Origin of the sequence: Actinomadura rifamycini DSM 43936, assembly GCF_000425065.1 — a bacterium.
GTDB classification, from domain to species: Bacteria; Actinomycetota; Actinomycetes; order Streptosporangiales; family Streptosporangiaceae; genus Spirillospora; species Spirillospora rifamycini.
In genome coordinates this window covers 1-24,557 of sequence record NZ_AULB01000013.1, presented here as the reverse complement: position 1 = coordinate 24,557, position 24,557 = coordinate 1, and the positions used below count along the sequence as shown (strand labels likewise).

Below are 24,557 nucleotides of genomic sequence, written 5' to 3'. Positions count from 1 at the left end.
CCAGCGGATTGGCTCGACGAAGTACGCGTGCGACGACGTGCCCTCACCGAACGCGATGAGTACTCGTTCCCGTTGCCCGTCCGTCACCCGATGATCCGGACGCCATCATGATGCCGAATGGGGACGGTCGCATGATGGGCCATGGCGTCCACTACCCTGACCGCAAACGCTTCATTTGCCAGCGTTCGAACTTCCTCGACGGTGGCCCAATAGAATGCCTTGCTCTCCTCGGACGGGGTCAGCACGCCACCGTCGACCGTGCAGCGGAAGACCAGTGCAACAATACTGCGAACTATATTCTTGTACACTCCGGTAAGCCCGACCGGCGTCACCAGCAGGCCCGTTTCCTCCAGCACTTCTCGCTGCACTCCAGCGACAATGCTTTCGCCCTGCTCGAGGATCCCGCCGGGAGCCTCCCAGTGCCCGTTGTCTCTTCGCTGCATGAGTAGCGCACGGCCCCGCTCGTCCACGACGACCCCGGCAACACTGACCGAGTGACGACCGTCCAGCATGTCGTGCCCCCTGGTACGAGTCTAAGGAACCACTGGCCAGCTACTCGCGAACGCTATTGCTCTCCCGCCTGTGGCTACACTCACCGTAGTACATGTACGTACGAGTTGAGGAGTTGCCTCACGTGGCTGGCCTTGAACTTCCGGAAGTGGACCCACTCAGCGACCGGCCGGTATTCAAGCAGATTGCGGACCATCTTCGGGTGGCAATCGAAAGCAACGGGTTCCCGCCCGGAGCAAAACTTCCTTCCGAGAGCAACTTGATCGCACATTATGAAGTAGCTCGCATGACAGTGCGAAACGCTCTTCAGATACTCCAAAGCGAAGGGCTGACTGTCGCGGAGCACGGGAAGGGAGTGTTCGTCCGTTCCCGTCCACCGGTTCTCGTCTGAGGGCGAGCGTTACCCGGCAGGGGCCACCGGACGGCCGTCGGGGCCGGCGTCGGCGTGCGGCCACAGCGCGGACTCGTCCCGCCGCAGACGCGACACCTCCTCCATACGGTCGCCCGGGATGACGACCTGAGTCACCTCAACGGCCTTCTCGTCCTTCGCGCTGTAGCTGATGCGAGCGATCTCCCAGACGGGAAGCTCGGCCGGAATCAGCAGCGACTTGGTCTCGCTTGCCGTCGGCATCCGCACCCGACGCCTCTCCAGCCATTCCAGAGGCCCGTGCCCCGCGGCCTCGATCGCGTCGACCCACGCACCCGGACCCGTCCCGAACGGCTCCGCGACCTCTGGCACCTCTCTGCTGATCCTGGGGTGGATCCACGTCGTCGAAATCTGGAAGGCTGGCTCCCCCTCCGGCCCCGTCACGCGCAGACGCCTCATGACCGTCGTCCCGACCGGCACGTTCAGCATGTGCGCGAACCGCGGGTCCTCGATCGGCGCCTCACCGACCTCCGGCTCGATATGGTGCACCCACAGCTCGTTGCCCATGGCCGCCGGGAAGCTGTAGCCCGCAGCGAACTCCCGCCCGTCCTTCAGGTGCCGGGTGTTCCGCCTGACCAAGTCGGTACGCATGACCGTCTTCCGATGCTTCGGCCGGACGACCGTGCCCCGCCGAGGCACCGACACCAACCGCCCCTCCTGCGCGAGCTTGCCGACCGCACGGGCCACCACGTTCCGGCTCGCGTCGTAGTGCTTCGCCAGCTTCTCCATCTGCGGCAGCGTCTCGCCCGCCTGCCACTCACCTTCGTCGATCCGGCGCAGCAGGTCGTCGGCGATCTCGTTGTACCGAGCTGCCCCCACGTGTCCACCCCATCGCATCTATTTGTTGAAGCTTATTGACAGACCTGCAGGCTATGGAGACGATGAAGCTCGGACGAGATTTGTTGAAGCAAATACCGTCCGAGATCGTCGCTCGCACCCTACAGACGTACCCGGCATGTCGGAAGCGAGACCCGCTATCCCCCTAGCCACAGGGCGTGCGAGCACCACAGGTACGCGATCCGGAATCTCCGATGACGCTCGTCCAACCTACGACGACCGCCGTCGCCTACAGGCATGGATCACCACGACCGGCTCGACCACGGGGTCGGAGAAGTTCCTAAGGTCGAGCCAGACAAGGGCGCACGTAATGGACATCAGACTCGCTGCCGCTGCGAACTTGGACCTGACCTGTGTCGTCACTCGGACGACGCCTGGGCAGGTGCGGACGCTCGTGGAGTTTCGGCTCACGGAGTGGGGGCTGCTCGGCATCGTGGACGACGTGCAGCTTGTTGCCAGCGAGCTCGTCACCAACGCGCTGCGGTGTACGCCGGATCGGAAGGTGCGGGTCCGGCTCACGCGCGAGCGCGACTCGGTCCTGTTAGGTCCTGTTTAGAAAGTCCTGGTTCGGGCGGCATGTCGCGCCTGGAGACGAGTGAGGTCTCCGGTAGATGGATCAACGACCAAGAAGACCATCACCACCGGAGACCTCGTGCCCAGCGTACCGATCGGAGCCCGCAAAGACCTGACCGACCGGCAATGGCGGGTCCTGGAGCCGCTGCTGCCGGACGGGCGCGGACGTGGCCGTCCGCCCAAATGGTCGCGCCGGCAGCTGGTGAACGGCGTCCGGTGGCGGACCCGGGTCGGCGCACCGTGGCGTGACGTGCCCGAACGCTACGGGCACTGGCAGTCGGTCTACCGGCTGTTCCGCTGCTTCCAGCGAGCCGGGGTCTGGGCGTTGATCTGGGCGAAGCTGATGGCATTCGCCGTGACCGAGGACGGTGCATGGTGGTTCCTCGAGTGCGGGCCGGGCTCCCAGTGGGCCTGGCTGGAGGACGAGACAGGGGCTCCCATCGCGGAGGCCGTCGCCGACACCCTTCTCGGAGCGGCCGTATGACCGACGACCTCGATGGTTGGCGCGGCCGCGCGGCCGCCCTCGCCGATGGGCTCGCGCGGCAAGGCGCGATCACCGACTCCGCATGGCGCGAAGCCGTCGCGGCGGTGCCTCGGCACGTCTTCGTGCCCGCGTTCCACGACGATGAGGCCGGAGTCGTGCGCGCCGGTGATCTTCGGTGGCTCGACGCGGTCTACAGCGACGACACGCTGGTGACGCAGCGCAAGGAGCACGACGGGTTCGCATGGTCCACGAGTTCGACCACGCGGCCGAGCCTGATGCTGCGGATGCTGGAGCTTCTGGACGTCTCGGACGGCATGACCGTCCTCGAGATCGGCACCGGGACCGGGTACAACGCCGCTTTGCTGTCCGAGCGGCTCGGAGCGGAGAACGTCACGTCGGTCGACATCGACCCGGAGCTGGTCGAGGCCGCTCGGGGACGGCTTGCCGGTGCGGGGTACGTCCCTCGTCTCGAGGCGCGCGATGGTGCGCTCGGGTGCCCGGGGCGGGCTCCGTACGACCGGGTCATCGCGACCGTCGCCTTCGAGCGCGTCCCGCGTGCCTGGATCGAGCAGGTTCGTCCGGGCGGGGTCGTCCTCGCCGACGTCCGTCCACGGGGCATGACCTGGGCGGGCGCGCTGGCGCTCCTCACCGTGGGCGCGGACGGGACGGCGAGTGGGCCGCTCGTGAGCTGTACGTGGGGCTTCATGTCCGCGCGTCCGGACGTGTCGCGGCCCGGCGCGCCGGAGCCCGTCCACATCGACGCGACGTCCGTGCGGAGCCGGACGAGCGAGGTCGGCGCGGGTGCGCTGCGCACGCCGGGCCTGTCGTTGCTGATCTGGCAGCGGCTACCGGGGATCAACGCCTACTCCGAGGCCGGCGGCGCGCAGATCACGGCGCCGGACGGCTCGTGGGCGAAGGCGTCGGAGCGCGTCCCGGCGCACGTGGAGCACGGCGGGCCCTCGGACGTCTGGACGCGCGTCGAGGAAGCCCACGCCTGGTGGATCGGGCACGGACGGCCGGGGGTCGAGGACTTCGGGCTCGCCGTCGGGCCGGACGGGCAGCGCCTCGTGCACCGCGGGCGCGGGAGAGGGATGGGGGATTTGGGATAGTTCTTTCATGATCAAAGTTGTCGTCGCCGTGGCGGTCGGGGCGGTGTTCGGGGCGGTCACGTCGCTGCTGAACGCGCTGTCGAGTCCCTACACCGGCATCGGGGAGCCGCTCGCCGGGACGGTGGCGGCGCCGGTGCTTCAGGTCGCGAGCCGGCTGCTGGGCGTGGGGTGGTCGTGGGCCGCGCTCGCCCTGGCCGCCGGGTGGTACGCCCGGCGGGCGCCGCTCGGGGCCGCGGCCGGGACGGGCGCGCTCTTCGCGGCCACGGCGGCGTACTACGTGCTCGATCCGGTGCTCCGCCAGGAGCCGTTCGGCTGGCACGCGGGCGCGCTGGTGTTCTGGGGCGTCGCCGCCGCCGTGTTCGGGCCCCCGCTCGGCGCGCTCGGGGCGTGTGTCGGACGGCCGGGGCCGCTCGGGCTCCTCGCGGGGCTCGTCGTCCCCGCCGGGGCGGCTGCGGAGATGCTCTGGTTCCGCGCGCCGCATCCGCTCATCCCGCTGTCGCCCGCCGAGCAGACCGCGCGGTGGATCGTGCTGGTCGGCGCCGGGGCCGTCGCGGGTGTCCTGCTGGTGCGGCGGTTCGCGCGGCTGTGAGCCCGTCCGGCTCCGCCGGACGGGCCGCACGCGGTCAGGGGGCGAGGGTCCGGCGGCGCTCGGCCCACTTGAGGGAGTGGCGGATCGCGTCCTCGATCGTGTACTCGGGCTTCCAGCGGAGCAGGTCCCACGCCTTCTCCGGACGGACGAACGCGCCGACGACGTCGCCGGGGCGCGCGGGCGCGTCCTCGGCGCGGAACGCGTCGCCGACGACCTCGCGGAAGGCGGTGACGAGCTCGCGGACGGTGGTGCCGCCGCCGGTGCCGAGGTTGACGACCTCGTAGCCGGGGTGGTCGGACTTGGGCGGGACGACCGCGTCGAAGCGGGTCGCGGCCTCGTAGAAGGCGCGGGCGATGTCCCAGACGTGGATGTAGTCGCGGACGGCGGTGCCGTCGCGGGTCTCCCAGTCCACGCCCGTGATCTTGAAGGGGACGCCGAGCTCGTAGGACTCGATCATCTTGCCGAGGGCGTGGGTGGGTTTGCTGCTCTGCAGGCCGGAGCGGAGCTGGGGGTCCGCGCCGATGGGGTTGAGGTAGCGGAGGGAGATGACGCGGAGGCCGTGGGCCCTGCAGAGGTCCTGGAGGAGCAGTTCGGCCATCATCTTCGAGCGGGTGTAGGGGTTCTGCGGGTCGAGGGCCGAGGTCTCCGTGACCGAGAGGTCGGGTTCGGGCCGGTACATCCCCGCGGTCGAGGCGAAGATCATCCGGTCGGCGCCGTTGCGGAGCAGGTGCCCCGCGAGGTCGAGGGTCTTGGCGAGGTTGACCCGGTAGTAGCGCTGCGGGTCCCGCATGGAGTCGGGCACGACGATGAGCGCCGCGCAGTGCACGGTGGCGATGACGTCGGGGTGCTCGCGGAAGATCGCGTCGATGAGGTCCCCGTCGCCGATGTCGCCCTGGTAGAAGATCTTCCCCGCGGTGAACTCCGGCCGCCCCGTGACGAGGCTGTCGAGCACGACGGGCGTGATGCCGTGCTCGGCGAAGACCGACGCGATCGTGCTGCCGATGAAGCCGGCTCCCCCGGTGATCAGGACTTTCATGTGGCATCCCCTGAAGCCAGTGCCTGGACACGCACAGAATCCGCAGCGTCACGGGGGCGGTCAACGCCGGTGTCCGAGTTCGGACGGGCGTCAACCGGGGCGGGGCGGCGGGCGTCCGCGCACGGTTCCTCCGGGCGCGCGAGGCGGGGCGAGTACAGCGTTTGCGGGATCCGGACGGGCGCCGGACGCGGCATGGTCGGGAGATGCGACCCATCCGCGTCCTCATCGTGGACGACCACACGCTGTTCGCCGAGGCGCTCGCCGCCCGGCTGGGGCGGGAGCCCGACCTGGTGATCCTGCCGATCGCCGCCGACGCCCGGCGGGCGCTGGCGCTGGCCGCGACCGAGCGCCCGCAGGTGGTGGTGCTGGACATGACGCTCGGCGCGGAGAGCGGCCTGGACGTGCTGGACCGGCTGCGGGAGTCGCATCCGGACGTGCGGGTGGTGGTGCTGACGGCGATGAGCGAGCTCGACGTGCTGGTGCAGGCGGTGCGGCGGGGCGCGGTGGGGTGGCTGTCGAAGACGGAGAGCGCGGAGCTGGTGGCGCGGGTGATCCGGTCGGCGGCGCGGCGCGGCGGGTGGGTGCCGCCGGAGGTGCTGGGCGAGGTGCTGCGCCGGCTCGTGGGCGGGGCGGAGGAGGAGCGGCTGCCGGAGCTGACGCCGCGGGAGCGGGAGGTCCTGCAGTGCATGGTGGACGGCCTGGGCCGCGCGGAGATCGCGGACCGGCTGGGGCTGTCGGCGAACACGGTGCGGACGCACACGCAGAACCTGCTGGCCAAGCTCGGGATGCATTCGGCGCTGGAGGCGATCACGCTCGCGATGCGGGCGGGGATGCGGCCGCGGGACTGATGCAAACGGCGTAGGCCGGGGTCGTCTTTTGGGCGATTTCGCGCGGTTACGACGTTCTTACGCTCGGCCTGACGAGGGCGGAGGGAAGATCGTGGAACTCGACGAGGTCGCCGCGCGGGTGGGGCGCCGCTACTGGGCGCTCCTGCTGGTCCTGACCGTTGTCCCCGTGCTGGTCGTGGGGTTCGTGATGAACGGGCGGGAGCCGCCCGCGGTCGCGCAGACCCGGATCGAGGCGAGCGGCAGCGTGACCGACGCGGCCGTCGGGGACGCGGGCGTCAGCATCGTGGTCAGCCAGGTGACGGCCTACGCGACGAGCCGGAACCTGCTGACGGCGGTGCTGAAGGAGCAGAAGATCGACCGCGACCCGCGGGAGCTGGCGAAGAAGATCGAGGTGACGGGCCTCGGCACGGCCACGATCGTGGAGCTGGCGGTCGAGGACGCCGACCCGGAGGCGGCGCGGAAGCTGGCGGACGCCGTCGGCGACGCGGTGGTCGAGCAGATCAACGAGTCGAACCGGGGTGCGCTGACGGAGCAGATCGACGAGATCAACGACCGGATCCGGGACCTGGAGGAGAAGCTCGCCCCGCTGGCGCGGCGGGCGTCGGGGACGGTGCCCGACGTCGGGGCGATGAACGAGCGGGAGCGCGTCCAGGCGGAGCTGACGGACCTGCGGTCGAGCCGGACGGAGCTGACGTCGCAGCTGACGGCGGCGGGTTCGGCGTCGGTGGTGCAGCCGGCGGTGCTCGCGCCGGAGTCGGACCCGATGGTGATGCTGGCGGCGATCGCGGGGCTGGTCGGGCTGGTGCTGGCGATCCTGGTCGCGGTGGTGTGGGAGATGCTGCGGCCGACGGTGCCGGGGCAGCGCCGGGTGGCGCGGCGGCTGGGCGTCCCGCTGCTGGGCTGGGCGGACCGGGGCCCGGCGGAGCTGGCGGACCTCGGCCGGTGCACGCGGCTCGCGGCGCGCCGGGAGGGCGTCGCGCAGATCACGCTGGTCGGGGCGCCCGGCCCGCTGCCCGCCGAGCTGGTGTCGACGGTCGCGTCCGCGGTGTACGGGGACGAGACGAAGCTCGTCGACGCGCGGACGGAGGAGCCGGAGGAGGAGCGGCCGGACGACGGCGGGGACGGGCCGGCGGCGAACAGCAGCGGGCCCGCGGCGAAGAAGACGAGCACGTCGGTGGTGCGGGCGGGCACCGCGGTGATGGCGAAGAAGGCGGGCGAGGTCGCGCGGCGGACGCCGGTGCCGTCGCGGGAGCCCTGCCACGTGCACGCGTTCGAGGACGTCGACCCGGGGGCGGACGCGTCCGCCGGTGTCGTCGTCGTGGTCGGTCCGGTCACCGCGGTGTCGGGGCTGGAGGCGGTGCGTGACCTGGTGGCGGCGTCGGGGTGGCCGCTGCTGGGGGTCGTCGGTACCCGGAAGATCAAGAGGTAGGGCAGATGAGTTCCGTTCCCTTCACCGTTCCGTCGCTGGCCGGAGAGGTCTCCGACGCCGTCGTCAAGGTCCTCGACTCGGGGTGGATCACCACGGGCCCGCAGACGGCCCAGTTCGAGCAGGAGTTCGCCGACTACCTGGGCGCGCCGCACGTGGTGGCGGTGGCGTCGTGCACGACGGCGCTGGAGCTGAGCCTGCGGGCACTCGGGCTGCCGCCCGGTTCGGCGGTGCTGACGCCCAGCCTGACATTCTGCGGGGCGATCAACGCGATCCTGCACGCGGGCCACCGGCCGGTGCTGGTGGACGTGGACGAGGACACGCTCGTCCCGAGCGCGCGGACGGTCGCGGCGGCGGCGTCGCGGGCGGGCGCGGCGGCGATGGTCGTGCAGAACCAGGGCGGCTACCCCGTGGACGTCGCGGCGCTCGCCGAGGCGGCGGGGCTGGACCGGACGCGGGTCGTCGAGGACGCCGCGCACGGGCCGGGCGCGGCGCGCGGCGGCGCGCCGGTGGGTTCGGCGTCGTTCGCGGCGTGCTTCAGCTTCTACGCGACGAAGAACATGCCGATCGGCGAGGGCGGGGCGGTCGCGTCGGACGACCCGGAGTTCGCCGACCGGGTGCGGGCGATGCGGCTGCACGGCATGTCGAAGGACTCGTGGCGCCGCTACCTGCCGGGCGGGAGCTGGCGCTACGACGTGAAGGCCGTGGGGCTGAAGGCGAACATGACGGACGTCCAGGCGGCGATCGGGCGGGCGCAGCTCGCGGCGCTGCCGGGCTGGCAGCGGCGCCGCGCGGAGATCGTCGCCGCGTACGACGCGGCCCTCGCGGGGCTGCCGGGGCTGACGCTGCCGCAGCGGGACCTCGACGGGATCACGCACGCGTGGCACCTGTACCAGGTGCGGGTGCCCGACCGGGACGCGGTGAGCGCCGAACTGGAGGAGGCCGGCGTCGCGACGTCCGTCCACTTCATCCCGGCGCACCAGATGACCGCCTACCAGGAGATCCTGGGCGCGGAGGAGTGCGCGTCGGTGCCGGTGACGGAGCGGATCGCCGGGGAGCTGCTGTCGCTGCCGCTGTACCCGGGGCTGACGGCCGACCAGGTGGACCGGGTGGTGTCCGCGCTGACCGAGGCGCTGCGGGCCCGGGGCTGACCGTGCGTCGCTACCTGCCGCGCCGCCGTCCGGTCCCCGCCGTCCCGGGACCGGCCAGCCCGATGGCGCTGCTGCTCGGCCGGGACGAGGTGGTGCTGGCGGGCCCGCGCGGGCGGCGGCTGGTGCGGGGCCGGCGGGTGCTGGTGACCGGGGCGTGCGGGCCGGTCGGGGCGGCGCTGTGCCGGCGGGTCGGGCGGTACGGTCCGGCGGCGCTGTGCCTGGTCGACACCGACGGCGGCGGGCTGGAGCGGCTCGGCCGCGAGTTCACCGGGCTGCCGGACGGGGCGGTGACGATCGCGCGCGCCGACGTGCGGGACGCGGCCCGCGTCGACCGGGTGGTCGCGATGGCGGGCCCGGAGCTGCTGTTCCACACGGCCGGGCGGCGGGACCTGGCGGCGGTCGAACGGGACCCGTGCGGGGGCGTCGCGGAGAACGTCCTCGGCACCCGGCACACGGTCGACAGCGCGGTGCGGCACGGGGTGGAGCGGCTGGTGCTGGTGTCGTCGGAGCTGGCCGCGGACCCGACGTCGGTGCTGGGCGCGACGCTGCGGCTGGCGGAGCTGCTGCCGCACGCGGCGACGGGCACCCGGACGTGCTTCGCGGCGGTCCGCGTCGGCAGCGTGCTGGACGGCGGGCCGCCGCTGCGCCGGCTGGCCCGGCGGATCTCGGCGGGCGAGGCGGTGACCGTCCCGCATCCGGCGGCGACGCGGAACTTCATGACGGTGGAGGAGGCGGCGGGGCTGCTGCTGGAGGCGGCGGCGCTGGCGGAGGAGGCGGAGACGTTCGCGCTGGACGTCGGCCGCCCCGTCCCGGTCGTGGACCTGGTGCACCGGTACGCCGAGCAGCTGCGGCTGCCGGAGGTGACGATCCGGTTCAGCGGCCTCGGCCCCGGCGAGAAGCTCGCGGAGAAGGCGTTCGCCGACTCCGAGCGCCGGATCCGCACCGTGCACCCGAAGATCTGGGCGACCCGGCCGGCGCCGCCTCCGGCCGGGCTCCCCGCGCTGCTGGACGCGCTGGAGGCGGCGGCGGGCGCGGGCGACGCGCGCCGCGTGCGGCTGCTGCTGCGGCGGCTGCTGCCGGAGTACCGACCCTCCTCGGCTGTGAGGTGCCCGTGAGCAAGGACCGGAAGCTGCGCGTGGCCACGGTGATCACCCGGTTCAACGGGGGCGCCGGGCAGGTCGCGCTGAACGGGATGCTGGCGCTGCCGGACGGCGCCTACGAGCGCGCGATCGTCACCGGCGGCGTCGGCATCGACAGCGAGGCGTCCGGCGGCGGGCGCGCGGCGGTGCGGTACGGGGACGACGCGGTCGCGCACGCGGCGGCGGGCGACCTGACCCCGCGCGCGCACACGGCGGGGATGGAGATCGTGCAGGTGGGGCCGCTGGTCCCGCAGATCTCGCCGCGCGACGACCTGGCGGCGCTGCGCACGCTGGAGGCGGTGCTGCGCGACGGCCGGTACGACGTCGTCCACACGCACAGCGCGAAGGGCGGCGTCATCGGGCGGGTCGCGGCGGCGCGGGCGGGCGTGCCGCGCATCGTGCACACCTGGCACGGGTTCCCGTTCAACGAGTTCCAGTCGTGGGCGCGGCGCCGCGCGTATATAGGTCTGGAGCGGATCGCGGCGAAGCGGACGGACGCGTTCCTCGCGATCGGGTCCGAGACGGTGACGACGGCGCTGCGGCTGGGGCTCACGACGCCGGAGCGGGTGCGGCTGTCGTGGCCGGCGGTGGACGTCGCGGCGTACGCGGCGGCGCCGGGGTCGCGGGCGCAGGCGCGGCGGCGCCTCGACCTGCCGCTCGGGGTGAAGGTCGTCGGGTCGGTGGGGCGGCTGACGTTCCAGAAGGGCCCGGAGGTCTTCGCGAAGGCGATCGCGCGGCTGCCGGGCGACGTGTTCGGGCTGTGGGTCGGCGGCGGGCCGATGGCGGGCGAGCTGGCGCGGCTGACCGACCGGCTCGGGATCGGCGAGCGGATGCGCTGGCTCGGGCACCGCGACGACGTCGCCGCGGTGCTGCCCGCGTTCGACGTGATGGCGATGGCGTCCCGCTGGGAGGGGCTGCCGTGCGTGCTGGTCGAGGCGATCGGCGCGGGGATCCCGCTGGTCGCGACGGCCGTCCCGTCCAACCAGGACCTGGTGCTCGCCGGGGAGACCGGGATGCTCGTCCGGCCGGAGGACCCGGCGGGGCTGGCGGCGGCGGCCGCGGTGCTGCTGGACGATCCGGTCGCCGCCGCCCGGATGGCGGCGCGGGCCCGCGACCGGGTCGGCGACTGGTTCTCCCCCGCGCATCTCGGGACAGTGCTGGACGAGACGTACCGAGGGGGCTCGCGGCGCCCATGACGACGATCACCGACAGGCCGCCGGTCGAGGCGGCGCCGGACGGGCCGGACGGGCGCGGCGCGGGCCCCGGCGGCGGCGCGGGCCCGGCGCCGCTGCGGAACCGGTGGCGGCCGGAGGCGGTGCTGCTGTCCCTCGGGATCGCGTCGCTGCCGATGCTGATGCCGGCGGGGCTGCCGCCGGGCCCCGGCAACACCGGGCTGCCCGACCTGATGCTCGTCGTCCTGACGGTCGCGACGCTGCTGTGGGCGGGCACCCGGAAGGTGCCGGTGCGGTGGCCGTTCCTGCTGCCGACCCTGCTGACGATCATCGCGGGCGGCGTCGCGGCGTACGTGAACCAGGCCGGGCTGCTGACCCTCGCCAAGGACCTGTTCGTCCTGTTCTGGGGCGTGTGCGTGGCGAACCTCAGCCGCGACCCGGGCCTGCTGCGGGTCGCCGTCCGCGCGTTCGTCGGCTTCGGGACGTGCTACGCGCTCGTGATGATCGGCGGGTTCGTCCTCGGCGTCGACGCGCTGTCGGGCAAGCAGCCGGACGGCATGCGCGCCATGTTCACGTTCGGCGACGCGAACTACGCGTCGAACTGGTTCATCTGCGTCTTCTTCATCGTCCGGGCCACGCGGACGCCGCGCCCGGCGCGGCGCCGGTACGCGGTGCTGGGCGTCCTGCTGGCCGCCGAGCTGCTCACCGGCTCCAACGGCGGCCTGCTGTCGCTGCTCGTCGCGCTCGTCCTCGGGCACCTGTTCCGGCTGTTCCGCGAGGGCCGCGCGTACCGGGCGGTCGCCACCGGCGCCCTCGCCGCGCTCGTCGGCGGCACCGGCGCCGCGGTCGTCGCGACCGTCGACATCCAGCCCTACCTGCACCGGATCAGCGCCGTCCACCCGGTGCTGCGCGACTCGATCGGCCGGACGACCGACTCCAGCACCGCGACGCGCAGCACCGTGTTCGCCACCACCGCCGACATGATCGCCGAGCAGCCGCACCCGTGGGGCATCGGGCCCGGCGAGACCGAGAACGCGATGCGGGACCGGCAGGAGACGTACGTCCGCGAGGCGCACAACGACTACATCGCCTCGACGCTCGAACGCGGCTTCCTCGGCGGCGTCGCCCTGGTCGCCCTCGTGTTCGCGCTGCTGCTGGCGTGCGCGCGGATCGCGCGGCGCGGCGCGCTGACCGGGGAGTACGCCCGGATCGTCCCGCACCCGGAGCTGTTCGGCGCGCTCGTCGCCGTCTTCCTGATCTCCGGGATGTTCTACGAGACCCTGCACTACCGGCACGGCTGGGCGGTGTTCGGGCTGATCGCGGCCCTGCACCTGTTCGGGCGCCGGGAGTCGGCGGACCGTCCGCTCGCCGCGACCGGGGGCGGCCGATGACCGACACCCGCACGCCCGGACCGGCCGTCCCGCCCGACCCCGCCCCGCGGGACGCGGCCGGGGCGGACGCCGGACGGCTGCGGCGGCGGCTCGTCGCGCTCGTCGCGGGCAACATGGCGGGCCGGGTCGGGGCGCTCGCGTCGCTCGGCGTCGCGACCGTGATGGTCGCGCGGATCGGCGGCCCCGCGCTGGTCGGCGCGTTCACGCTCGTCCGGATCCTGCCGGGGCTGCTGTGCCAGCTGTCCTCGGCGGGCCTGCCGGGCGCCGCACCGTACTTCTTGGCGCGCGACGCCGAGGACCAGCGCCGCGTCCGCCCGACGCTCGCCGCGCTGACGGTGCTCGGCGCGGTCGTCGCGGGCGCCGGCTGGCTGCTGCTCAGCCCGGCGATCCACCTGGTGTTCTTCCAGTCGTTCGGGTTCTGGATCACGCTCGCCGCCGCCGCGCCCGCGTTCACGCAGACGTTCGTGTCGGTCGGGAAGGGCCTGCTGCAGGGCACCGGCGACCAGGCCGGTGCGAGCCTCGCCATCGCCGTCGAGGAGTTCGTGTTCCTGCCGATCTACGGGGTCATCCTGATCGGCTGGTACGGGCCCGGCGCGCTGATCACCGGGCTGGTGCTCGCCGACGTCGCCGCCGCCGCGTGGATCGTCCGGCGGCTCGCCCGCGGCGGGTTCTTCGCGGGCTGGGGCCGCCCGGACGCGCGGCTCGGCCGCCGCATCGCCGGGTACGGGCTGCGCGGGTACGTCGGGCAGCTCATCGACCTGCTGCAACTCCGGTTCGACATGGCGCTGCTCGGCGCGATCGCCGGGCCGAGCGTCCTCGGCGTCTACACGGTCGCGAGCAAGTTCGCCGAGCTGGTGCAGCTCCCGGGACTCGCCGTGAACTACGTCCTCTATCCCGACTTCGCCAAGGACGACAGGGCGACCGCCGCACGGCGCACCGCCCGGCTCGTCCTGCCCGCGCTCGGCGTGTCCGCGCTGGCCGCGCTGCCGCTCGCGCTGGTCGCGGGGACGGCGCTGCCGTGGGTGTTCGGCGACGTGTTCGACGACGCGGTGGTCCCCACCTACATCCGCCTCGCGGGCGTCGTCACGTTCGGCGTGACCGGCCTGGTCATGGCCTACCTGTACGGGGTCGGACGGCCCGGCGCCGCGTCCACCGGGCAGGCCATCGGCCTCGCCGTCGTGGTGGTGCTCGGGGTGCTGCTGATCCCGTCGCACGGAGCCACGGGCGCCGCGATCGCCACGTCCGTGTCCTTCGTCGCGACCACCGCCGCGCTGCTGCTCTGGTTCCGGCGCGTCAGGGACCGGGACGTCCGGGACCGGCGGGCCGCCGGAGAGAAGGGGTGACTCCATGTCCGAGGACCGCACCGACCTGCCGAGCAGTCCCGTCGACCCGTCCGACGGCGTCCCGCCGTCCCGGTCCCGCCGGGTGCTGGACGTCGCGGGGGCGCTCGCCGGGCTGCTGCTCCTCAGCGTTCCGCTGCTGCTGATCTACCTGCTCGTCCGGCTGTCGAGCCGGGGGCCGGGGGTGTTCCGGCAGACCCGCGTGGGCCAGGGCGGGCGGCCGTTCACGATGTACAAGTTCCGGACGATGCGGCAGGGCGTCGGCGGGCTCACCGTGACCGCGACCTGCGACCCGCGGCTGACCCGGGTCGGGAAGCTGCTGCGGCAGTGGTCGCTGGACGAGCTGCCGCAGCTCGTGAACGTCCTGCGCGGGCAGATGACGCTGGTCGGGCCGCGCCCGGAGACCTACGACCTCGCCGTGCACTACGACCCGCACTGCCGGTGGATCTTCGACCACCGGCCGGGCCTGACGGGCCTGTCGGAGGTGCGGTTCCGCGACTTCGACGTGCTCCCGCCCGGCGAGGAGGTCGACCTCGGCGGCTACATCCGGAAGATCGTGCCCGCGCGGGTCGCGATCGACGCCGTCTACCTGCGGGACCCGTCGATGCGGGCGACGTTCCGGGCGCTGTGGGACACCGTCCGGCACATCCTCGGCTTCACGCTGCCGCCGCTGCGGGTCGGCGCGGACGGCGCCGTCGGGGAGGCCCCGGAGGGCGGGCGCCCGCGCGCCGTCCCGCCGCCGGACGACCGGGCGCCGGACGACCGGGCGCCGGACGACCGGGCGCCGGAGCCGCTCGCGGAGCCCGGGCCGCTCGCGACGCCGTTCGCCGACCCGGCGCGGCCGGCCGGGGCCGCGGAGAAGCCGGGCCCGGCCGCCTGAACCGCCGCTCGACGCTCTCGGGGGAGAGGGAATGGACCTGCGGTACAAGATCGGGGCGGCCGTGGCCGCGGTCGCGCTCGGGACGGCCGGCCTGCTGCTGGCGGTGCGGGCGGCGGACCGCTACGACCCGTACACGGGGCCGCCCGCGGCGCCCGGCACGTCCCCCGCCGACCCCGACCCGACCCGCCGCATCGCGCTCAACACCGAACCGGCCGACTACCCGCGGCTGCGGGAGCTCGGCTACGACCTGGTGGACATCCGGCCGGACCCGTCGCTCGTCGCCGGGATCCCGCACGGCATGCAGGCGCTGATGTGGGTCGGCAACTTCCACTGCGACGACTTCACCCTCGACTTCGACGCGTTCACGCGGGCCGTCCGGACGTACGGGCGGGACCCGCGCGTCTACGGCTGGTACCTGTCGGACGAGCCGAACACCGGCGCGTGCCCGCGGGTCGCCGCGGAGATCGAGCGGCGCGCCGACTTCCTGGAGGAGCACGCGCCCGGGCAGGTCTCGTTCATCTCGCTCACCGACTGGCCGATGGGGCCGGTGACGCCGGGGAAGGTGAACGTCGACATCGTCGGCCTCGACCCGTACCCGTGCCGGGGGGCCGTCGAGCCGAAGCGGACGTGCGACATCGGGGCGATCGACCGGATGGTCCGGATGGCGGACCGCGCGGGCATCCCGCGCGACCGCGTCGCGCCCGTCCTGCAGGCGTTCGGGCAGGAGTGCTCGTCCGGCGACAAGCAGTACTGGCTGCCCACCGAGGACCAGTTCCGCGCCCTGCTGCGCCGCTGGGACCGGCTCGTCCCCGCGCCCGCGCTGGAGATCACCTACACGTGGGGCCCGCAGGAGGAGTGGGCGTGCCCCACCCTCGTGGACGCGTCCGGCGGCGGGCATCCCGACCTGCAGAGCATCGTCCGGGCCCGCAACACCGGGCGCCCGTAGCCCGAACGTCCGCTAGGGGGCGGCGTCCGGGGCGCCGTTGGTGTCGGTCACCGCGCCCTCCGGCGCGTTGCTCGGCAGCGGGACCTCGACCGAGCCGATGGTCACGGCCGCCCACTCCATGAGGCCGACGACGAACACGAGACCGACGATGAGCAGGCCGAGCCTGGTGCGGTTAAGGCCGCGCACCCTATCAACCCCCAAACGATCACCGAAAGCACCACAATAGTGGCAAAGCCGAGCCCGGACGCTCACGCGGGCGAGCATCCGGGCCCGGCCCTCGACGCGGGCCCCGGGACGGAAGGGGGTCCGGGGCGCGCGTGCCCGGGACGTCAGCCGATGCGGCGGCTGGTCAGGTTCGCGGCGCGGGCGTTGACGCACACGCCGGTCGCCAGGTCGAACGCGAAGTTGTGCGCGAGGCAGTGGACCCGCCCGTCCCGGACGATCGCGCCGACCGCCAGGTCCTCGCCCGCGTGCGGGCAGTACCGGGGGATGTCGTAGCGGCCGCCGTCCCACTCCACGGTGATCCGCTCGCTCCAGTCGCGCCCCGTCTCGTACGCCTCGACGGCCTGGAGGGCGGGCGCGTTCGCGTGCTTGAGCAGCCCCACGAGGTGGTCGTTGTAGACGTCCGGGTCCCGGTAGAGGCTGAGCCGGAACGAGATCAGCAGGTCCTCCCACGCCATCCGGCCGGCCAGGACCGACTCGACCCAGCGGCCCGCCGTCGTGATCCGGTAGTGCGGGCGGACGTCCGCGGCGGCCTCGGCGACCGACACCCCGTCCGGGGACAGGTCCACGTCCCACGTCCCGCCGTTCGGGCCGGTGACCTCGAACCGCACCACCATCGCGATCTGCCGCAGGAAGTAGTCGCTGAGCCCGCCCAGGTACTTGAAGTGGGCGGCGAACCGGTCGAACAGGCCCGGCTCCGGCTCGGGGTTCGCGGCGAACACCCGCGCGATGTGCGGCGCGCGGTCGGCCGCGTACCGCTCCAGGTACTCGGCGCGGGCGCCGTCGGCGAACGAGAACCCGGCCGACACCGGGTCCCGGACGATCCCGCCGGTGTCGAGGTCGAGGGAGTCGCCCGGCTTGAAGCAGTCGAACCGCTGGCCCGGCAGGTGCTCGCGCAGCCACACCGCCGCCGCCTCCGGGTCGCAGAACGCGCCGTCCTTCTGCTCCAGCACCCAGTTCAGCGGCGCGACCTCGGCGTCCAGGAAGCAGGGCGGGCCGGCGAACGGGACGGCCAGCTCCGGCGCGGCCTGCCGGACGAGCCGCTGCACCGACCGCAGCTTCGACACCCGCTTGCTCATCGAGATCTCCGCCATCTCGGCGGCCGGGTACTCGTAGCAGATCGGATGCCAGGACGCCCCGGACGCCTGCAGGGCCATGACGTCCAGCCGGCCCCCCGCCATGTGCTTCGCCCGGCGCGCCTGCGCCGCGGTGAGCCGCGCGTCGTTGCCGTGCAGCACCGACCGTCCGTCCACGACGAACAGGAAAGCGGCGTCATGGCACATCGGTGATAGTTCCGGAATGACCGTCATCCAGGACCCATGGGAGTCGAGTGGAAATGTCTCCCACGGTTCTATCTCTATTACCGTTCGGTCACCCGCGACGGCCGCCATCCGTTCACGGAACGCGGGACCGGGGTAGCGCGGAATGAGGATTCGGGTCCGCGCCGGCAGCCGGCGGATGACCCACGGGTCGAAATGATCTAGATGCTCGTGCGAGACCGCGACCCAGTCGGCGTCCAGGAACCGGTCGGCGTCCAGGTGATCGTTTCTCGGATACTGGTGCCAGGCCCCGAGAAACGCCCCCGTCGGTGCGAGCCAGGGGTCCGCGAGCAGGCGGAACGCCCGGGCGTCCAGCGACACGCCCGCATGTCCGAGAAAAGTGACCGTCGGCATACCGCGACTGTCCCCCCGCCGCCGCCCGCCCGCACCCGGCGTAATGCGCAATACGGCTACGCCGTAGGCATGACGGAAATGTCATACGGGTAACCGACAATCTTGCCCGAGACGCCGATCCAATCAGCCGCGTTTACCGACAGATGTGCATGACCACTACCGGTCAGCCAGGGGACGGTTGCGGCCAAATAACTGGACACCGCGCGTACACCGGGTGACCGTCGATACGGTGCTGGTGATAACGGACGGGGGTCCTTCATGAGCGACGGGCGGTCTCGGGGAATTCCGATGGACGCGCCCGCGGGCGTCGCCACGCTCACCGGCGCGCAGGTGCGGGACTTCGCCGCCCGCTCCGCGCGCCCGTGCGCGGCGTCGTCCGCCGAGGGCGACGCGCTGCGGCGGCGGCGCCTGCGGCACGACATCCGGCACGAACTGGGGACGATCATCATGCTGGCCTCGGCCGTCGCCGTGGCCGACGACATCGGCGACGCCAGCCGGGCCCGCGTCGAGCAGCTGCTCGGCGAGACCCGCTGGCTCGACCACCTCCTGCGCCGGCTCGACGGGGACGACGACGACCGCCTCCCCGGCCCCGAGCGCATCCGCGTCGACGAGCTCACCGCCGAGGTCGTCACCGGCATCAAGCTCGCCACCTCCCACGAGGTCTGCTACCACGGCGGCGAGGCGTGGGCCCACATGGACCCCGTCGCCCTGTGGCGCGCCGTCCGCAACGTCCTCGACAACGCGTGCCGCGTCGCCCGGAGCCGCGTCGACGTGCACGTCTCGGCCGACCAGCACTGGGTGACCGTCCAGATCGACGACGACGGCCCCGGCTTCGGCGCCGGCGGCTCCCGCGGCACCGCGTCCCGCGGCCTCGCGTCCCTCGGCCTCGGCATCGTCCACGACCTCATCTCCGGATACGGCGGCAGCCTCGAGATCCGCACCTGCGAGATGGGCGGCGCCCGCGTCCGCATGCTGCTGCCCGCCGCCCCCGACCCGGACGACTGGCGGCCCCACCCATGAGAGTGCTGATCTGCGACGACCACGCCGTCTTCGCCGACTCGCTGTCGCTCGTCCTCGCCGACGCCGGGCACACCGTCGTCGGCGTGGCGTACTCCCCCGCCGACGCGCTGCCGCTGCTGCGCGCCGGCGGGGCCGACGTCTGCCTCATCGACCTGCGGTTCCCGTCCGGCACCGCGCTCGACTGGATGCCGCGCCTGCGCACCGCCGCGCCGCACACCCGCTTCGTCGTCCTGACCGGCTTCCTCGAACGCCCGGTCCTGGACGCGGGCATCGCCGCGGGCGTCCGCGGCTTCGCGCACAAGGGGCAGCAGGCCGGCGACGTCCTCGACGTCCTGCGCCGCGTCGCCGCCGGCGAGACCGTCGTCGACCAGGGCCTCGGCCGCCCGAACGCGCGCCGCCGCGGCGACGCCGAACGCGTCGCCCGGTTCCTCACTCCCCGCGAGCGGGAGGTCCTCACCCGCCTCGCCCGCGGCGAGTCCACCCAGGCCCTCGCGAAGGCCATGGGCGTCACCCGCAGCACCGCCCGCAGCCACGTCCAGAGCGTCCTCAGCAAGCTCGGCGTCCACTCGCAGCGCGAAGCCGTCATCGAAGCCGCCCGCCACGGCCTCGTCAGGGTCGAGACCGGCGAGTGGATCGCGGGCTGACCCCGCCCCCGTCGGCACCTCGGCGACGCGATATCCGTTGATCCAGGCACTTGCAGGCCACTGGACGAGGACCGCGCCATGACCGAACGCCCGACCCGACTCATCGACCTGGACGCCGGAAGGGTGGAGTACCGGCTGGAGGAACGCGGGCCCCGCACCGTACTGATGCTGCACGGCGGGCACATGCGCGCCGGGATCGCGCTGGGCGAGGCCGCGTTCGCCGACGCCGGGCACACGGTCCTCGCCGTCTCCCGTCCCGGCTACGGCCGTACGCCGCTGGCCACCGGGACGACGCCCGACCGGTTCGCCGACGTCCTCGCCGACCTGTGCGCGCGGCTCGGCATCGGCTCCCTGGCGGCCGTGGTGGGCCAGTCGGCGGGCGGGCCCTTCGCCCTCGCGCTGGCCGACCGCCACCCCGACCTGGTCGAGCGCCTCGTCCTGGAGAGCGCCGTCGGCCTGCTGCCGTGGCCCGACCGCCGCTCCCGCCTGGCCGCCGGAGCGGTCTTCCACCCCCGGACCGAGGCCGTCACCTGGTCCCTGGTGCACGCGCTCGCCCGGCGCGCCCCCGGCCTCGTCCTCCGCGGGCTGCTTTCCGACCTGACGACCCGCCGCGCCGCCGATGTGCTCGGCGAACTGGACGGCCCCGGCCGGGCCGCTCTGGCGGGGCTGTTCGGCCGGATGCGCTCGGGCTCGGGGTTCGCCAACGACGTGCACGTCATGTCCGCCCCGGACGGCGTCGGCCGCAGGGCCTCCCAGGCGGCCCGGCTCCGCTGCCCGGCCCTGGTGATCGCCTCGCGCGACGACGGGTCGGTGCCCTACGCGCACGCCCGGTCCCTGGCCGGCGCCATCCCGGACGCCCGGCTCGTCCCCTGCACGGCGCCGAGCCATCTCATCTGGTTCGGCGACGCCTACCGCGACGCGGCCGCCGCCGTCATCGAGTTCCTCGCCGTCCCCCGCACCGGCTCCGCCGCGGATCCGGCCCCGCCGGCGGAGCCCATGCCGTCCTGACCCGTCCGGGGGCGGAGGCGGGGTGTCTCCCGGGGCCTCACCCGCAGCCACGGCCTCGCCGGCGTCGGGACCGGCGAGTGGATCACGGGTCAGTCCCCGTGGGCGGGTAGTTCCACGGTCACCGTCAGGCCGCCTTCCGCGCGGGGGGAGGCGGCCACCCGGCCGCCGTGGGCTTCGGCGATGGCGCGCACGATCGACAGGCCGAGCCCGCTGCCGCGGTCGGAGCCGAGGCGGTCGCCGTGCAGGCGGCGGAACGGGTCGAAGATGTTCTGGACCTCGTAGGCGGGCACCGGCAGGCCCGTGTTGGCGACCAGCAGCTCGATGCGGTCGTCGCGCCTGCGGGTGGTCACCCAGAGTTCGCCGCCGGCCCGGTTGTGGCGCAGGCCGTTGTCGACGAGGTTCTGCACCAGGCGTTCGAGCAGATCGCGTTCCCCGCCGTCGGCGGTCCGTGCTGTGGCACCACTCGGCCACGGGACGGTTCGAACTCGCCGGGGCCGGCGGCGTCTACCTCTGGGGACGCACCGCCGCCTTCGCCGACTGCGCCGCGCACCCGCCGCCTCCGCGACTCGCCCCCATGTGCCCCCGCGAACCTCCGGGGCGGCGGGCGGCGTTGTCCACGCAGATCTGGCAGGAGGGCTCGCCGACCGGCTGGCGGCACGGCCGGCCGTTTCCGGAGCGGACCGACGCGACCGCGAGGCGGTTCGCGCTGTGGGCCATCGCGAACCAGCCGGGCGACTACGCGGAGACGGTCCTCTACGACGTGTTCGTCCGCGGCTTCTCATGGTCGAGGTCCGGCTACCCGCACCCCTGGACGGAGTCCTTCTACCATTTCCCGAGCGCGTCGCGGCCCGACGCCGGCTTCCCGCTCATCGGCGGCGGAACCGCGTCCGGCGCCGCCCGGCGCTACAAGCACGGCCCCGCGGGGACGCGGGTCGTCGAACCGTACGCCGCGCCGCTGCGCTGGTACCAGAGCCACGTCCGCATGCCCGGTACGGTTCTCGGGCTCGTCACCGCCGCCGGTGCGGCGGGTCTGCTGCGGCGCCGCGGGACGTCCCTCGAAGCGGGGCTCCTGTGGACGACCGGAGTCGCGCTCCTGGCGGTCCCGCCCGCCATCACGGACTTCGACTACCGCTATCTGCTCCCGGCCGCTCCCCTGCTCTGCACGGCCGCCGCCATGGCCTGGCGGACGGGGAGCGCGACCGGCCTCGCCCGCGCTCGAGCGGGCGCGCGGTACGTCCCGGGGCGTAGGCGGGGTGTCTCCCGGGGGGCGACGTGGCGGCGGGGCCGCTGACCTACTGTTCAGGCATGAGCACTCAGCCGCACGCGCCGGTTCGGGGGCAGTGGCCGCGGCCGAGCGGGTGGCCGGTGTGGGTCGTGCCCCTGTTCCTGGCGTTCTTCCAGGTCGCAGGGTCGATCGGGGCGCAGCACGGGCCGTCGGACGGGACGCGGGACCGCGGCCCGTGGAGCGACCAGGGGCCGCCCTGGGCGGACGGCTCGATGGACATCGGCAGCACGCCGCTCGACCCGCTCGGGTTCGCGCTGCTCGTCGGCGGGCCCGCGCTGCTGCTGTTCCGGCGGCGGTACCCGGTGTTCACGCTGGCGGCGGTCGGCGCGGTCACGGCCCTGTACTTCCTGCGCGCCCACACCTACGGGCCCGCGCCGACGGCGCTGGGCGTGGCGGCGTTCGGCGCGGTCATGGCGGGGCACCGGCGCGCCGCGTGGGCGGGGACGGCGGTCGGGCTGGCCGGGTTCTTCACGCTCACCGCGCTCATCGGCGTCCCGCTCGCGGAGCGCGGCGCGCCCGGCCCGGCGTTCCCGGTGGAGGAGCCGACCGCCGGCGGCATGACGATCTTCGTCGGGTGGGCGCTGGTGGTGCTGATCGGCGGCGAGCTGGTGCGGATGCGCGCGCAGCGGGCGGCCGAGAGCGCGCGGACGCGCGCCGAGGAGGAGCGCCGGCAGGCGAGCGAGGAGCGGCTGCGGATGGCCCGCGAGCTGCACGACGTGCTGGCCCACAACATCTCGATGATCAACGTGCAGGCGGGCGTCGCGCTGCACCTGATCGACGACGATCCGGGCCAGGCGCGGACGGCGCTCGCGGCGATCAAGGAGGCCAGCAAGGAGGCGCTGACCGAGATGCGGTCGGTGATCGGGGCGCTGCGGGCGCAGGGCGAGACGGCGCCGCGCTCGCCGACGGCCGGGCTCGACCGGCTGGACGAGCTGCTGGCGCGGGCCGAGTCGGCGGGGCTCACCGTCGACGCGGAGGTCACCGGCGACCGGGGCGCGCTGCACGCCGGGACGAGCCTGGCCGCGTTCCGGATCGTCCAGGAGGCCCTGACGAACGTGACGCGGCACGCGGGGCCCGGCCCGGTGACGGCGCGGGTCCGCATCGCCTACCGTGAGCAGGAGATCGAGGTGCGGGTCGAGGACGACGGGCGCGGGGTGTCGCTGCTGGACGACCGTCCGGCGGGCAGCGGCATCCGCGGGATGCGGGAGCGGGCCGCGGCGCTGGGCGGTACGTTCGAGGCGGGTCCGCGGCCGGGCGGCGGGTTCGCGGTCCGCGCCGCGCTGCCCCGCGACGCGCCGGACGAGAGGGACGCCCCGTGATCAAGGTGCTGCTGGCCGACGACCAGATCCTCGTCCGCGCCGGATTCCGGGCGCTGCTGGACGCGCAGACCGACATCGAGGTCGTCGGCGAGGCGAGCGACGGCGAGGAGGCCGTCGCGCAGGCGAAGCGGCTGCGCCCCGACGTGATCCTCATGGACATCCGGATGCCCGGCCTCGACGGGCTCGCCGCCACGCGGCGGATCGCCGAGGACGAGCGGCTGGACGGCGTCCGCATCGTCATCCTGACCACGTTCGAGCTCGACGAGTACGTGTTCGAGGCGCTGCGCGGCGGCGCGAGCGGGTTCCTGGTGAAGGACACCGAGCCGGTGGAGCTGATCCACGCCGTGCGGGCGGTCGCGGCGGGCGACGCGCTGCTGTCGCCGAGCGTCACCCGGCGGCTGATCGCCGAGTTCGCGGCGCGCGCCAAGGAGCCGGCGCCGTCGCCGCGCCTGAACGCGCTCACCGACCGGGAGCGCGAGGTCATGGCCCTCGTCGGTGAGGGGCTGACGAACGAGGAGATCGCCGCGCGGCTCGTCGTCAGTCCCGCGACGGCGAAGACGCACGTCAGCCGCACGATGGTGAAGCTCGGCGCGCGCGACCGGGCGCAGCTCGTCGTGTTCGCCTACGAGTCCGGGATCGTCAAGCCGGGCTGGCTGCCGTAAATTCTCACTTCCTGGGGATTGGCTGTCGCCCCACCGCGCCGACGTGGCAGGGTGGAGCGGGCAGGGATGGGAAGCGGAGGAGCCGCGCGGCGACGCCGTCAGCGAGCAAGGGAGTCCGGTGCCGAACGACACGAGGATCCTCGCCGTCGACGACCGCGAGGAGAACCTGACCGCGCTCGCGGCCGTGCTGGACGCGCTGCCCGTGGAGGTCGTGACGGTCACGTCCGGCCAGGCGGCGCTCAAGGAGCTCCTCGACGGCGAGTTCGCGCTGATCCTGCTCGACGTCGTGATGCCGGAGATGGACGGGTTCGAGACGGCCGCGCACATCAAGGGCCGGGCCCGCACCCGGGACGTCCCGATCATCTTCCTCACCGCGGCGGGCGACACCGGCGAGGTGGCGTTCCGCGGCTACTCGGCGGGCGCCGTCGACTTCCTGACCAAGCCGTTCGACCCGTGGCTGCTGCGCGCCAAGGTGTCGGTGTTCATCGAGCTGCACCGCCGCAACCTGGAGCTGCGGCGGCAGGCGGCGCTGCTGCAGCGGACCCTCGGGGAGGACGGCGAGGAGGCGTCGGCGCGCTGCGACCGGCTGGTCAAGGCCCTCGACGAGCGCCTCAGGCGGGTCGAGGACGACGTCGCGCACCTGCGGCCCGACGAGTCCGCGGCCGACGTGCCGGGCGCCCTCCACGACCTCGCCGACCACGTCGGCGAGCTCCGCCTCGCCCTCGACGCCTTCACCGCCGGCGGCTGACCCGCGCCGCCGCGACCGCGGCGCGCCTTCACGCCCTCGCGCCCTCGCGCCCTCGCGCCCTCGCGCCCTCGCGCCCTCGCGCCCTCGCGCCCTCGCGCCCTCGCGCCCTCGCGCCCTC

Annotated in this window: 27 protein-coding genes; 21 read left to right on the top strand and 6 right to left on the bottom strand. The window is 73.8% G+C overall.

Annotated features, from left to right (window positions below):
• Positions 1 to 83: 83 nt before the first annotated feature.
• Entirely contained in the window at positions 84 to 512 is a 429-nt protein-coding gene (locus tag H505_RS0113060) for an NUDIX hydrolase (RefSeq protein ID WP_026402351.1), read from the bottom strand.
• A 92-nt stretch (positions 513 to 604) separates the two neighbouring features.
• On the opposite strand from H505_RS0113060, the gene H505_RS48905 reads away from it, so the two are divergent.
• Positions 605 to 901 carry a GntR family transcriptional regulator gene (locus H505_RS48905; RefSeq protein ID WP_084550200.1) on the top strand — a complete coding sequence of 99 codons (297 nt, stop codon included), beginning with the start codon at positions 605 to 607 and terminating at the stop codon, positions 899 to 901.
• Between the two features lie 9 nt (positions 902 to 910).
• On the opposite strand, the gene H505_RS41585 is transcribed toward H505_RS48905, so the two are convergent.
• Positions 911 to 1,756, bottom strand: a complete 846-nt coding sequence (locus H505_RS41585; RefSeq protein WP_026402350.1) for a GntR family transcriptional regulator — start codon at positions 1,754 to 1,756, stop codon at positions 911 to 913.
• Positions 1,757 to 2,084: 328 nt separating this feature from the next.
• On the opposite strand from H505_RS41585, the gene H505_RS0113050 reads away from it, so the two are divergent.
• From H505_RS0113050 to H505_RS47595, 4 genes are all read left to right on the top strand, one after another.
• Positions 2,085 to 2,330, top strand: coding sequence for a sensor histidine kinase (locus H505_RS0113050; RefSeq protein ID WP_026402349.1), 246 nt, complete (start codon positions 2,085 to 2,087; stop codon positions 2,328 to 2,330).
• Between the two features lie 96 nt (positions 2,331 to 2,426).
• Complete coding sequence (locus H505_RS48900) at positions 2,427 to 2,831, top strand: transposase (RefSeq protein WP_158642338.1); 405 nt, start codon at positions 2,427 to 2,429, stop codon at positions 2,829 to 2,831.
• Positions 2,828 to 3,940, top strand: a complete 1,113-nt coding sequence (locus H505_RS47600; RefSeq protein WP_051300620.1) for a methyltransferase domain-containing protein — start codon at positions 2,828 to 2,830, stop codon at positions 3,938 to 3,940. Before H505_RS48900 ends, H505_RS47600 begins: the two co-directional genes overlap by 4 nt.
• A gap of 7 nt (positions 3,941 to 3,947) precedes the next feature.
• Entirely contained in the window at positions 3,948 to 4,529 is a 582-nt protein-coding gene (locus H505_RS47595) for a hypothetical protein (protein ID WP_051300619.1), read from the top strand.
• Between the two features lie 34 nt (positions 4,530 to 4,563).
• On the opposite strand, the gene galE is transcribed toward H505_RS47595, so the two are convergent.
• Positions 4,564 to 5,565: a UDP-glucose 4-epimerase GalE gene (gene galE / locus H505_RS0113030; RefSeq protein WP_026402347.1), complete on the bottom strand. Its 1,002-nt coding sequence runs from the start codon at positions 5,563 to 5,565 to the stop codon at positions 4,564 to 4,566.
• Positions 5,566 to 5,768: 203 nt separating this feature from the next.
• Between galE and H505_RS0113025 the strand changes: the two genes are divergently transcribed.
• The 9 genes from H505_RS0113025 to H505_RS0112985 all read left to right on the top strand — a co-directional run bounded on the left by H505_RS0113025 (position 5,769) and on the right by H505_RS0112985 (position 15,858).
• Positions 5,769 to 6,413 carry a response regulator gene (locus H505_RS0113025; RefSeq protein ID WP_026402346.1) on the top strand — a complete coding sequence of 215 codons (645 nt, stop codon included), beginning with the start codon at positions 5,769 to 5,771 and terminating at the stop codon, positions 6,411 to 6,413.
• A 91-nt stretch (positions 6,414 to 6,504) separates the two neighbouring features.
• Positions 6,505 to 7,842, top strand: coding sequence for a YveK family protein (locus H505_RS0113020; protein ID WP_026402345.1), 1,338 nt, complete (start codon positions 6,505 to 6,507; stop codon positions 7,840 to 7,842).
• Between the two features lie 5 nt (positions 7,843 to 7,847).
• Positions 7,848 to 8,990 carry a DegT/DnrJ/EryC1/StrS family aminotransferase gene (locus H505_RS0113015; RefSeq protein WP_026402344.1) on the top strand — a complete coding sequence of 381 codons (1,143 nt, stop codon included), beginning with the start codon at positions 7,848 to 7,850 and terminating at the stop codon, positions 8,988 to 8,990.
• A 2-nt stretch (positions 8,991 to 8,992) separates the two neighbouring features.
• Entirely contained in the window at positions 8,993 to 10,105 is a 1,113-nt protein-coding gene (locus H505_RS41570) for a polysaccharide biosynthesis protein (protein WP_051300618.1), read from the top strand.
• On the top strand, positions 10,102 to 11,325 hold the full coding sequence (locus tag H505_RS0113005; RefSeq protein ID WP_026402343.1) for a glycosyltransferase: 1,224 nt from the start codon (positions 10,102 to 10,104) through the stop codon (positions 11,323 to 11,325). Before H505_RS41570 ends, H505_RS0113005 begins: the two co-directional genes overlap by 4 nt.
• Entirely contained in the window at positions 11,322 to 12,692 is a 1,371-nt protein-coding gene (locus H505_RS0113000; protein ID WP_026402342.1) for an O-antigen ligase family protein, read from the top strand. The genes H505_RS0113005 and H505_RS0113000 overlap by 4 nt, the downstream gene beginning before the upstream one ends.
• Complete coding sequence (locus H505_RS0112995; RefSeq protein ID WP_026402341.1) at positions 12,689 to 14,035, top strand: lipopolysaccharide biosynthesis protein; 1,347 nt, start codon at positions 12,689 to 12,691, stop codon at positions 14,033 to 14,035. Before H505_RS0113000 ends, H505_RS0112995 begins: the two co-directional genes overlap by 4 nt.
• Positions 14,036 to 14,039: 4 nt before the next feature.
• Positions 14,040 to 14,912: a sugar transferase gene (locus tag H505_RS41565; RefSeq protein WP_051300617.1), complete on the top strand. Its 873-nt coding sequence runs from the start codon at positions 14,040 to 14,042 to the stop codon at positions 14,910 to 14,912.
• Positions 14,913 to 14,943: 31 nt separating this feature from the next.
• Positions 14,944 to 15,858 (top strand): hypothetical protein, encoded by a 915-nt coding sequence (locus tag H505_RS0112985; RefSeq protein WP_026402340.1) that lies wholly within the window; start codon positions 14,944 to 14,946, stop codon positions 15,856 to 15,858.
• Positions 15,859 to 15,870: 12 nt separating this feature from the next.
• Here the strand turns inward: H505_RS0112985 and H505_RS49810 are convergent, their stop codons facing one another.
• Together H505_RS49810 and H505_RS0112975 are read right to left on the bottom strand one after the other, a co-directional pair.
• Positions 15,871 to 16,044 (bottom strand): hypothetical protein, encoded by a 174-nt coding sequence (locus H505_RS49810; protein ID WP_157432984.1) that lies wholly within the window; start codon positions 16,042 to 16,044, stop codon positions 15,871 to 15,873.
• A gap of 143 nt (positions 16,045 to 16,187) precedes the next feature.
• On the bottom strand, positions 16,188 to 17,753 hold the full coding sequence (locus tag H505_RS0112975; RefSeq protein ID WP_026402339.1) for a Rieske 2Fe-2S domain-containing protein: 1,566 nt from the start codon (positions 17,751 to 17,753) through the stop codon (positions 16,188 to 16,190).
• 288 nt (positions 17,754 to 18,041) lie between these two features.
• On the opposite strand from H505_RS0112975, the gene H505_RS47590 reads away from it, so the two are divergent.
• The 3 genes from H505_RS47590 to H505_RS41555 all read left to right on the top strand — a co-directional run bounded on the left by H505_RS47590 (position 18,042) and on the right by H505_RS41555 (position 20,425).
• Positions 18,042 to 18,773 carry a sensor histidine kinase gene (locus H505_RS47590; RefSeq protein WP_051300616.1) on the top strand — a complete coding sequence of 244 codons (732 nt, stop codon included), beginning with the start codon at positions 18,042 to 18,044 and terminating at the stop codon, positions 18,771 to 18,773.
• Positions 18,770 to 19,417, top strand: a complete 648-nt coding sequence (locus H505_RS0112965; protein WP_034517810.1) for a response regulator transcription factor — start codon at positions 18,770 to 18,772, stop codon at positions 19,415 to 19,417. The genes H505_RS47590 and H505_RS0112965 overlap by 4 nt, the downstream gene beginning before the upstream one ends.
• Before the next feature lie 78 nt (positions 19,418 to 19,495).
• Positions 19,496 to 20,425, top strand: coding sequence for an alpha/beta fold hydrolase (locus tag H505_RS41555; RefSeq protein WP_051300614.1), 930 nt, complete (start codon positions 19,496 to 19,498; stop codon positions 20,423 to 20,425).
• A gap of 89 nt (positions 20,426 to 20,514) precedes the next feature.
• On the opposite strand, the gene H505_RS51005 is transcribed toward H505_RS41555, so the two are convergent.
• Positions 20,515 to 20,847 (bottom strand): sensor histidine kinase, encoded by a 333-nt coding sequence (locus H505_RS51005; RefSeq protein WP_084550232.1) that lies wholly within the window; start codon positions 20,845 to 20,847, stop codon positions 20,515 to 20,517.
• Between the two features lie 26 nt (positions 20,848 to 20,873).
• On the opposite strand from H505_RS51005, the gene H505_RS51000 reads away from it, so the two are divergent.
• The 4 genes from H505_RS51000 (at position 20,874) to H505_RS0112935 (ending at position 24,439) form a co-directional block, all read left to right on the top strand.
• Positions 20,874 to 21,716 carry a hypothetical protein gene (locus H505_RS51000; RefSeq protein ID WP_051300613.1) on the top strand — a complete coding sequence of 281 codons (843 nt, stop codon included), beginning with the start codon at positions 20,874 to 20,876 and terminating at the stop codon, positions 21,714 to 21,716.
• A 14-nt stretch (positions 21,717 to 21,730) separates the two neighbouring features.
• On the top strand, positions 21,731 to 23,029 hold the full coding sequence (locus H505_RS41545; protein ID WP_084550185.1) for a sensor histidine kinase: 1,299 nt from the start codon (positions 21,731 to 21,733) through the stop codon (positions 23,027 to 23,029).
• Positions 23,026 to 23,691, top strand: a complete 666-nt coding sequence (locus tag H505_RS0112940) for a response regulator (protein ID WP_026402336.1) — start codon at positions 23,026 to 23,028, stop codon at positions 23,689 to 23,691. Before H505_RS41545 ends, H505_RS0112940 begins: the two co-directional genes overlap by 4 nt.
• 118 nt (positions 23,692 to 23,809) lie before the next feature.
• Positions 23,810 to 24,439 carry a response regulator gene (locus tag H505_RS0112935; protein ID WP_026402335.1) on the top strand — a complete coding sequence of 210 codons (630 nt, stop codon included), beginning with the start codon at positions 23,810 to 23,812 and terminating at the stop codon, positions 24,437 to 24,439.
• The last annotated feature ends 118 nt before the right edge of the window (positions 24,440 to 24,557 follow it).

Bases quoted from the DNA above. Each gene is read 5' to 3' on its own strand.
- H505_RS0113060 (WP_026402351.1), bottom strand. From the start codon at position 512: ATGCTGGACGGTCGTCACTCGGTCAGTGTTGCCGGGGTCGTCGTGGAC.
- H505_RS48905 (WP_084550200.1), top strand. From the start codon at position 605: ATGTACGTACGAGTTGAGGAGTTGCCTCACGTGGCTGGCCTTGAACTT.
- H505_RS0113050 (WP_026402349.1), top strand. From the start codon at position 2,085: ATGGACATCAGACTCGCTGCCGCTGCGAACTTGGACCTGACCTGTGTC.
- H505_RS47600 (WP_051300620.1), top strand. From the start codon at position 2,828: ATGACCGACGACCTCGATGGTTGGCGCGGCCGCGCGGCCGCCCTCGCC.
- H505_RS47595 (WP_051300619.1), top strand. From the start codon at position 3,948: ATGATCAAAGTTGTCGTCGCCGTGGCGGTCGGGGCGGTGTTCGGGGCG.
- galE (WP_026402347.1), bottom strand. From the start codon at position 5,565: ATGAAAGTCCTGATCACCGGGGGAGCCGGCTTCATCGGCAGCACGATC.
- H505_RS0113025 (WP_026402346.1), top strand. From the start codon at position 5,769: ATGCGACCCATCCGCGTCCTCATCGTGGACGACCACACGCTGTTCGCC.
- H505_RS0113015 (WP_026402344.1), top strand. From the start codon at position 7,848: ATGAGTTCCGTTCCCTTCACCGTTCCGTCGCTGGCCGGAGAGGTCTCC.
- H505_RS0113000 (WP_026402342.1), top strand. From the start codon at position 11,322: ATGACGACGATCACCGACAGGCCGCCGGTCGAGGCGGCGCCGGACGGG.
- H505_RS0112995 (WP_026402341.1), top strand. From the start codon at position 12,689: ATGACCGACACCCGCACGCCCGGACCGGCCGTCCCGCCCGACCCCGCC.
- H505_RS41565 (WP_051300617.1), top strand. From the start codon at position 14,040: ATGTCCGAGGACCGCACCGACCTGCCGAGCAGTCCCGTCGACCCGTCC.
- H505_RS0112985 (WP_026402340.1), top strand. From the start codon at position 14,944: ATGGACCTGCGGTACAAGATCGGGGCGGCCGTGGCCGCGGTCGCGCTC.
- H505_RS0112975 (WP_026402339.1), bottom strand. From the start codon at position 17,753: ATGCCGACGGTCACTTTTCTCGGACATGCGGGCGTGTCGCTGGACGCC.
- H505_RS47590 (WP_051300616.1), top strand. From the start codon at position 18,042: ATGGACGCGCCCGCGGGCGTCGCCACGCTCACCGGCGCGCAGGTGCGG.
- H505_RS0112965 (WP_034517810.1), top strand. From the start codon at position 18,770: ATGAGAGTGCTGATCTGCGACGACCACGCCGTCTTCGCCGACTCGCTG.
- H505_RS41555 (WP_051300614.1), top strand. From the start codon at position 19,496: ATGACCGAACGCCCGACCCGACTCATCGACCTGGACGCCGGAAGGGTG.
- H505_RS41545 (WP_084550185.1), top strand. From the start codon at position 21,731: ATGAGCACTCAGCCGCACGCGCCGGTTCGGGGGCAGTGGCCGCGGCCG.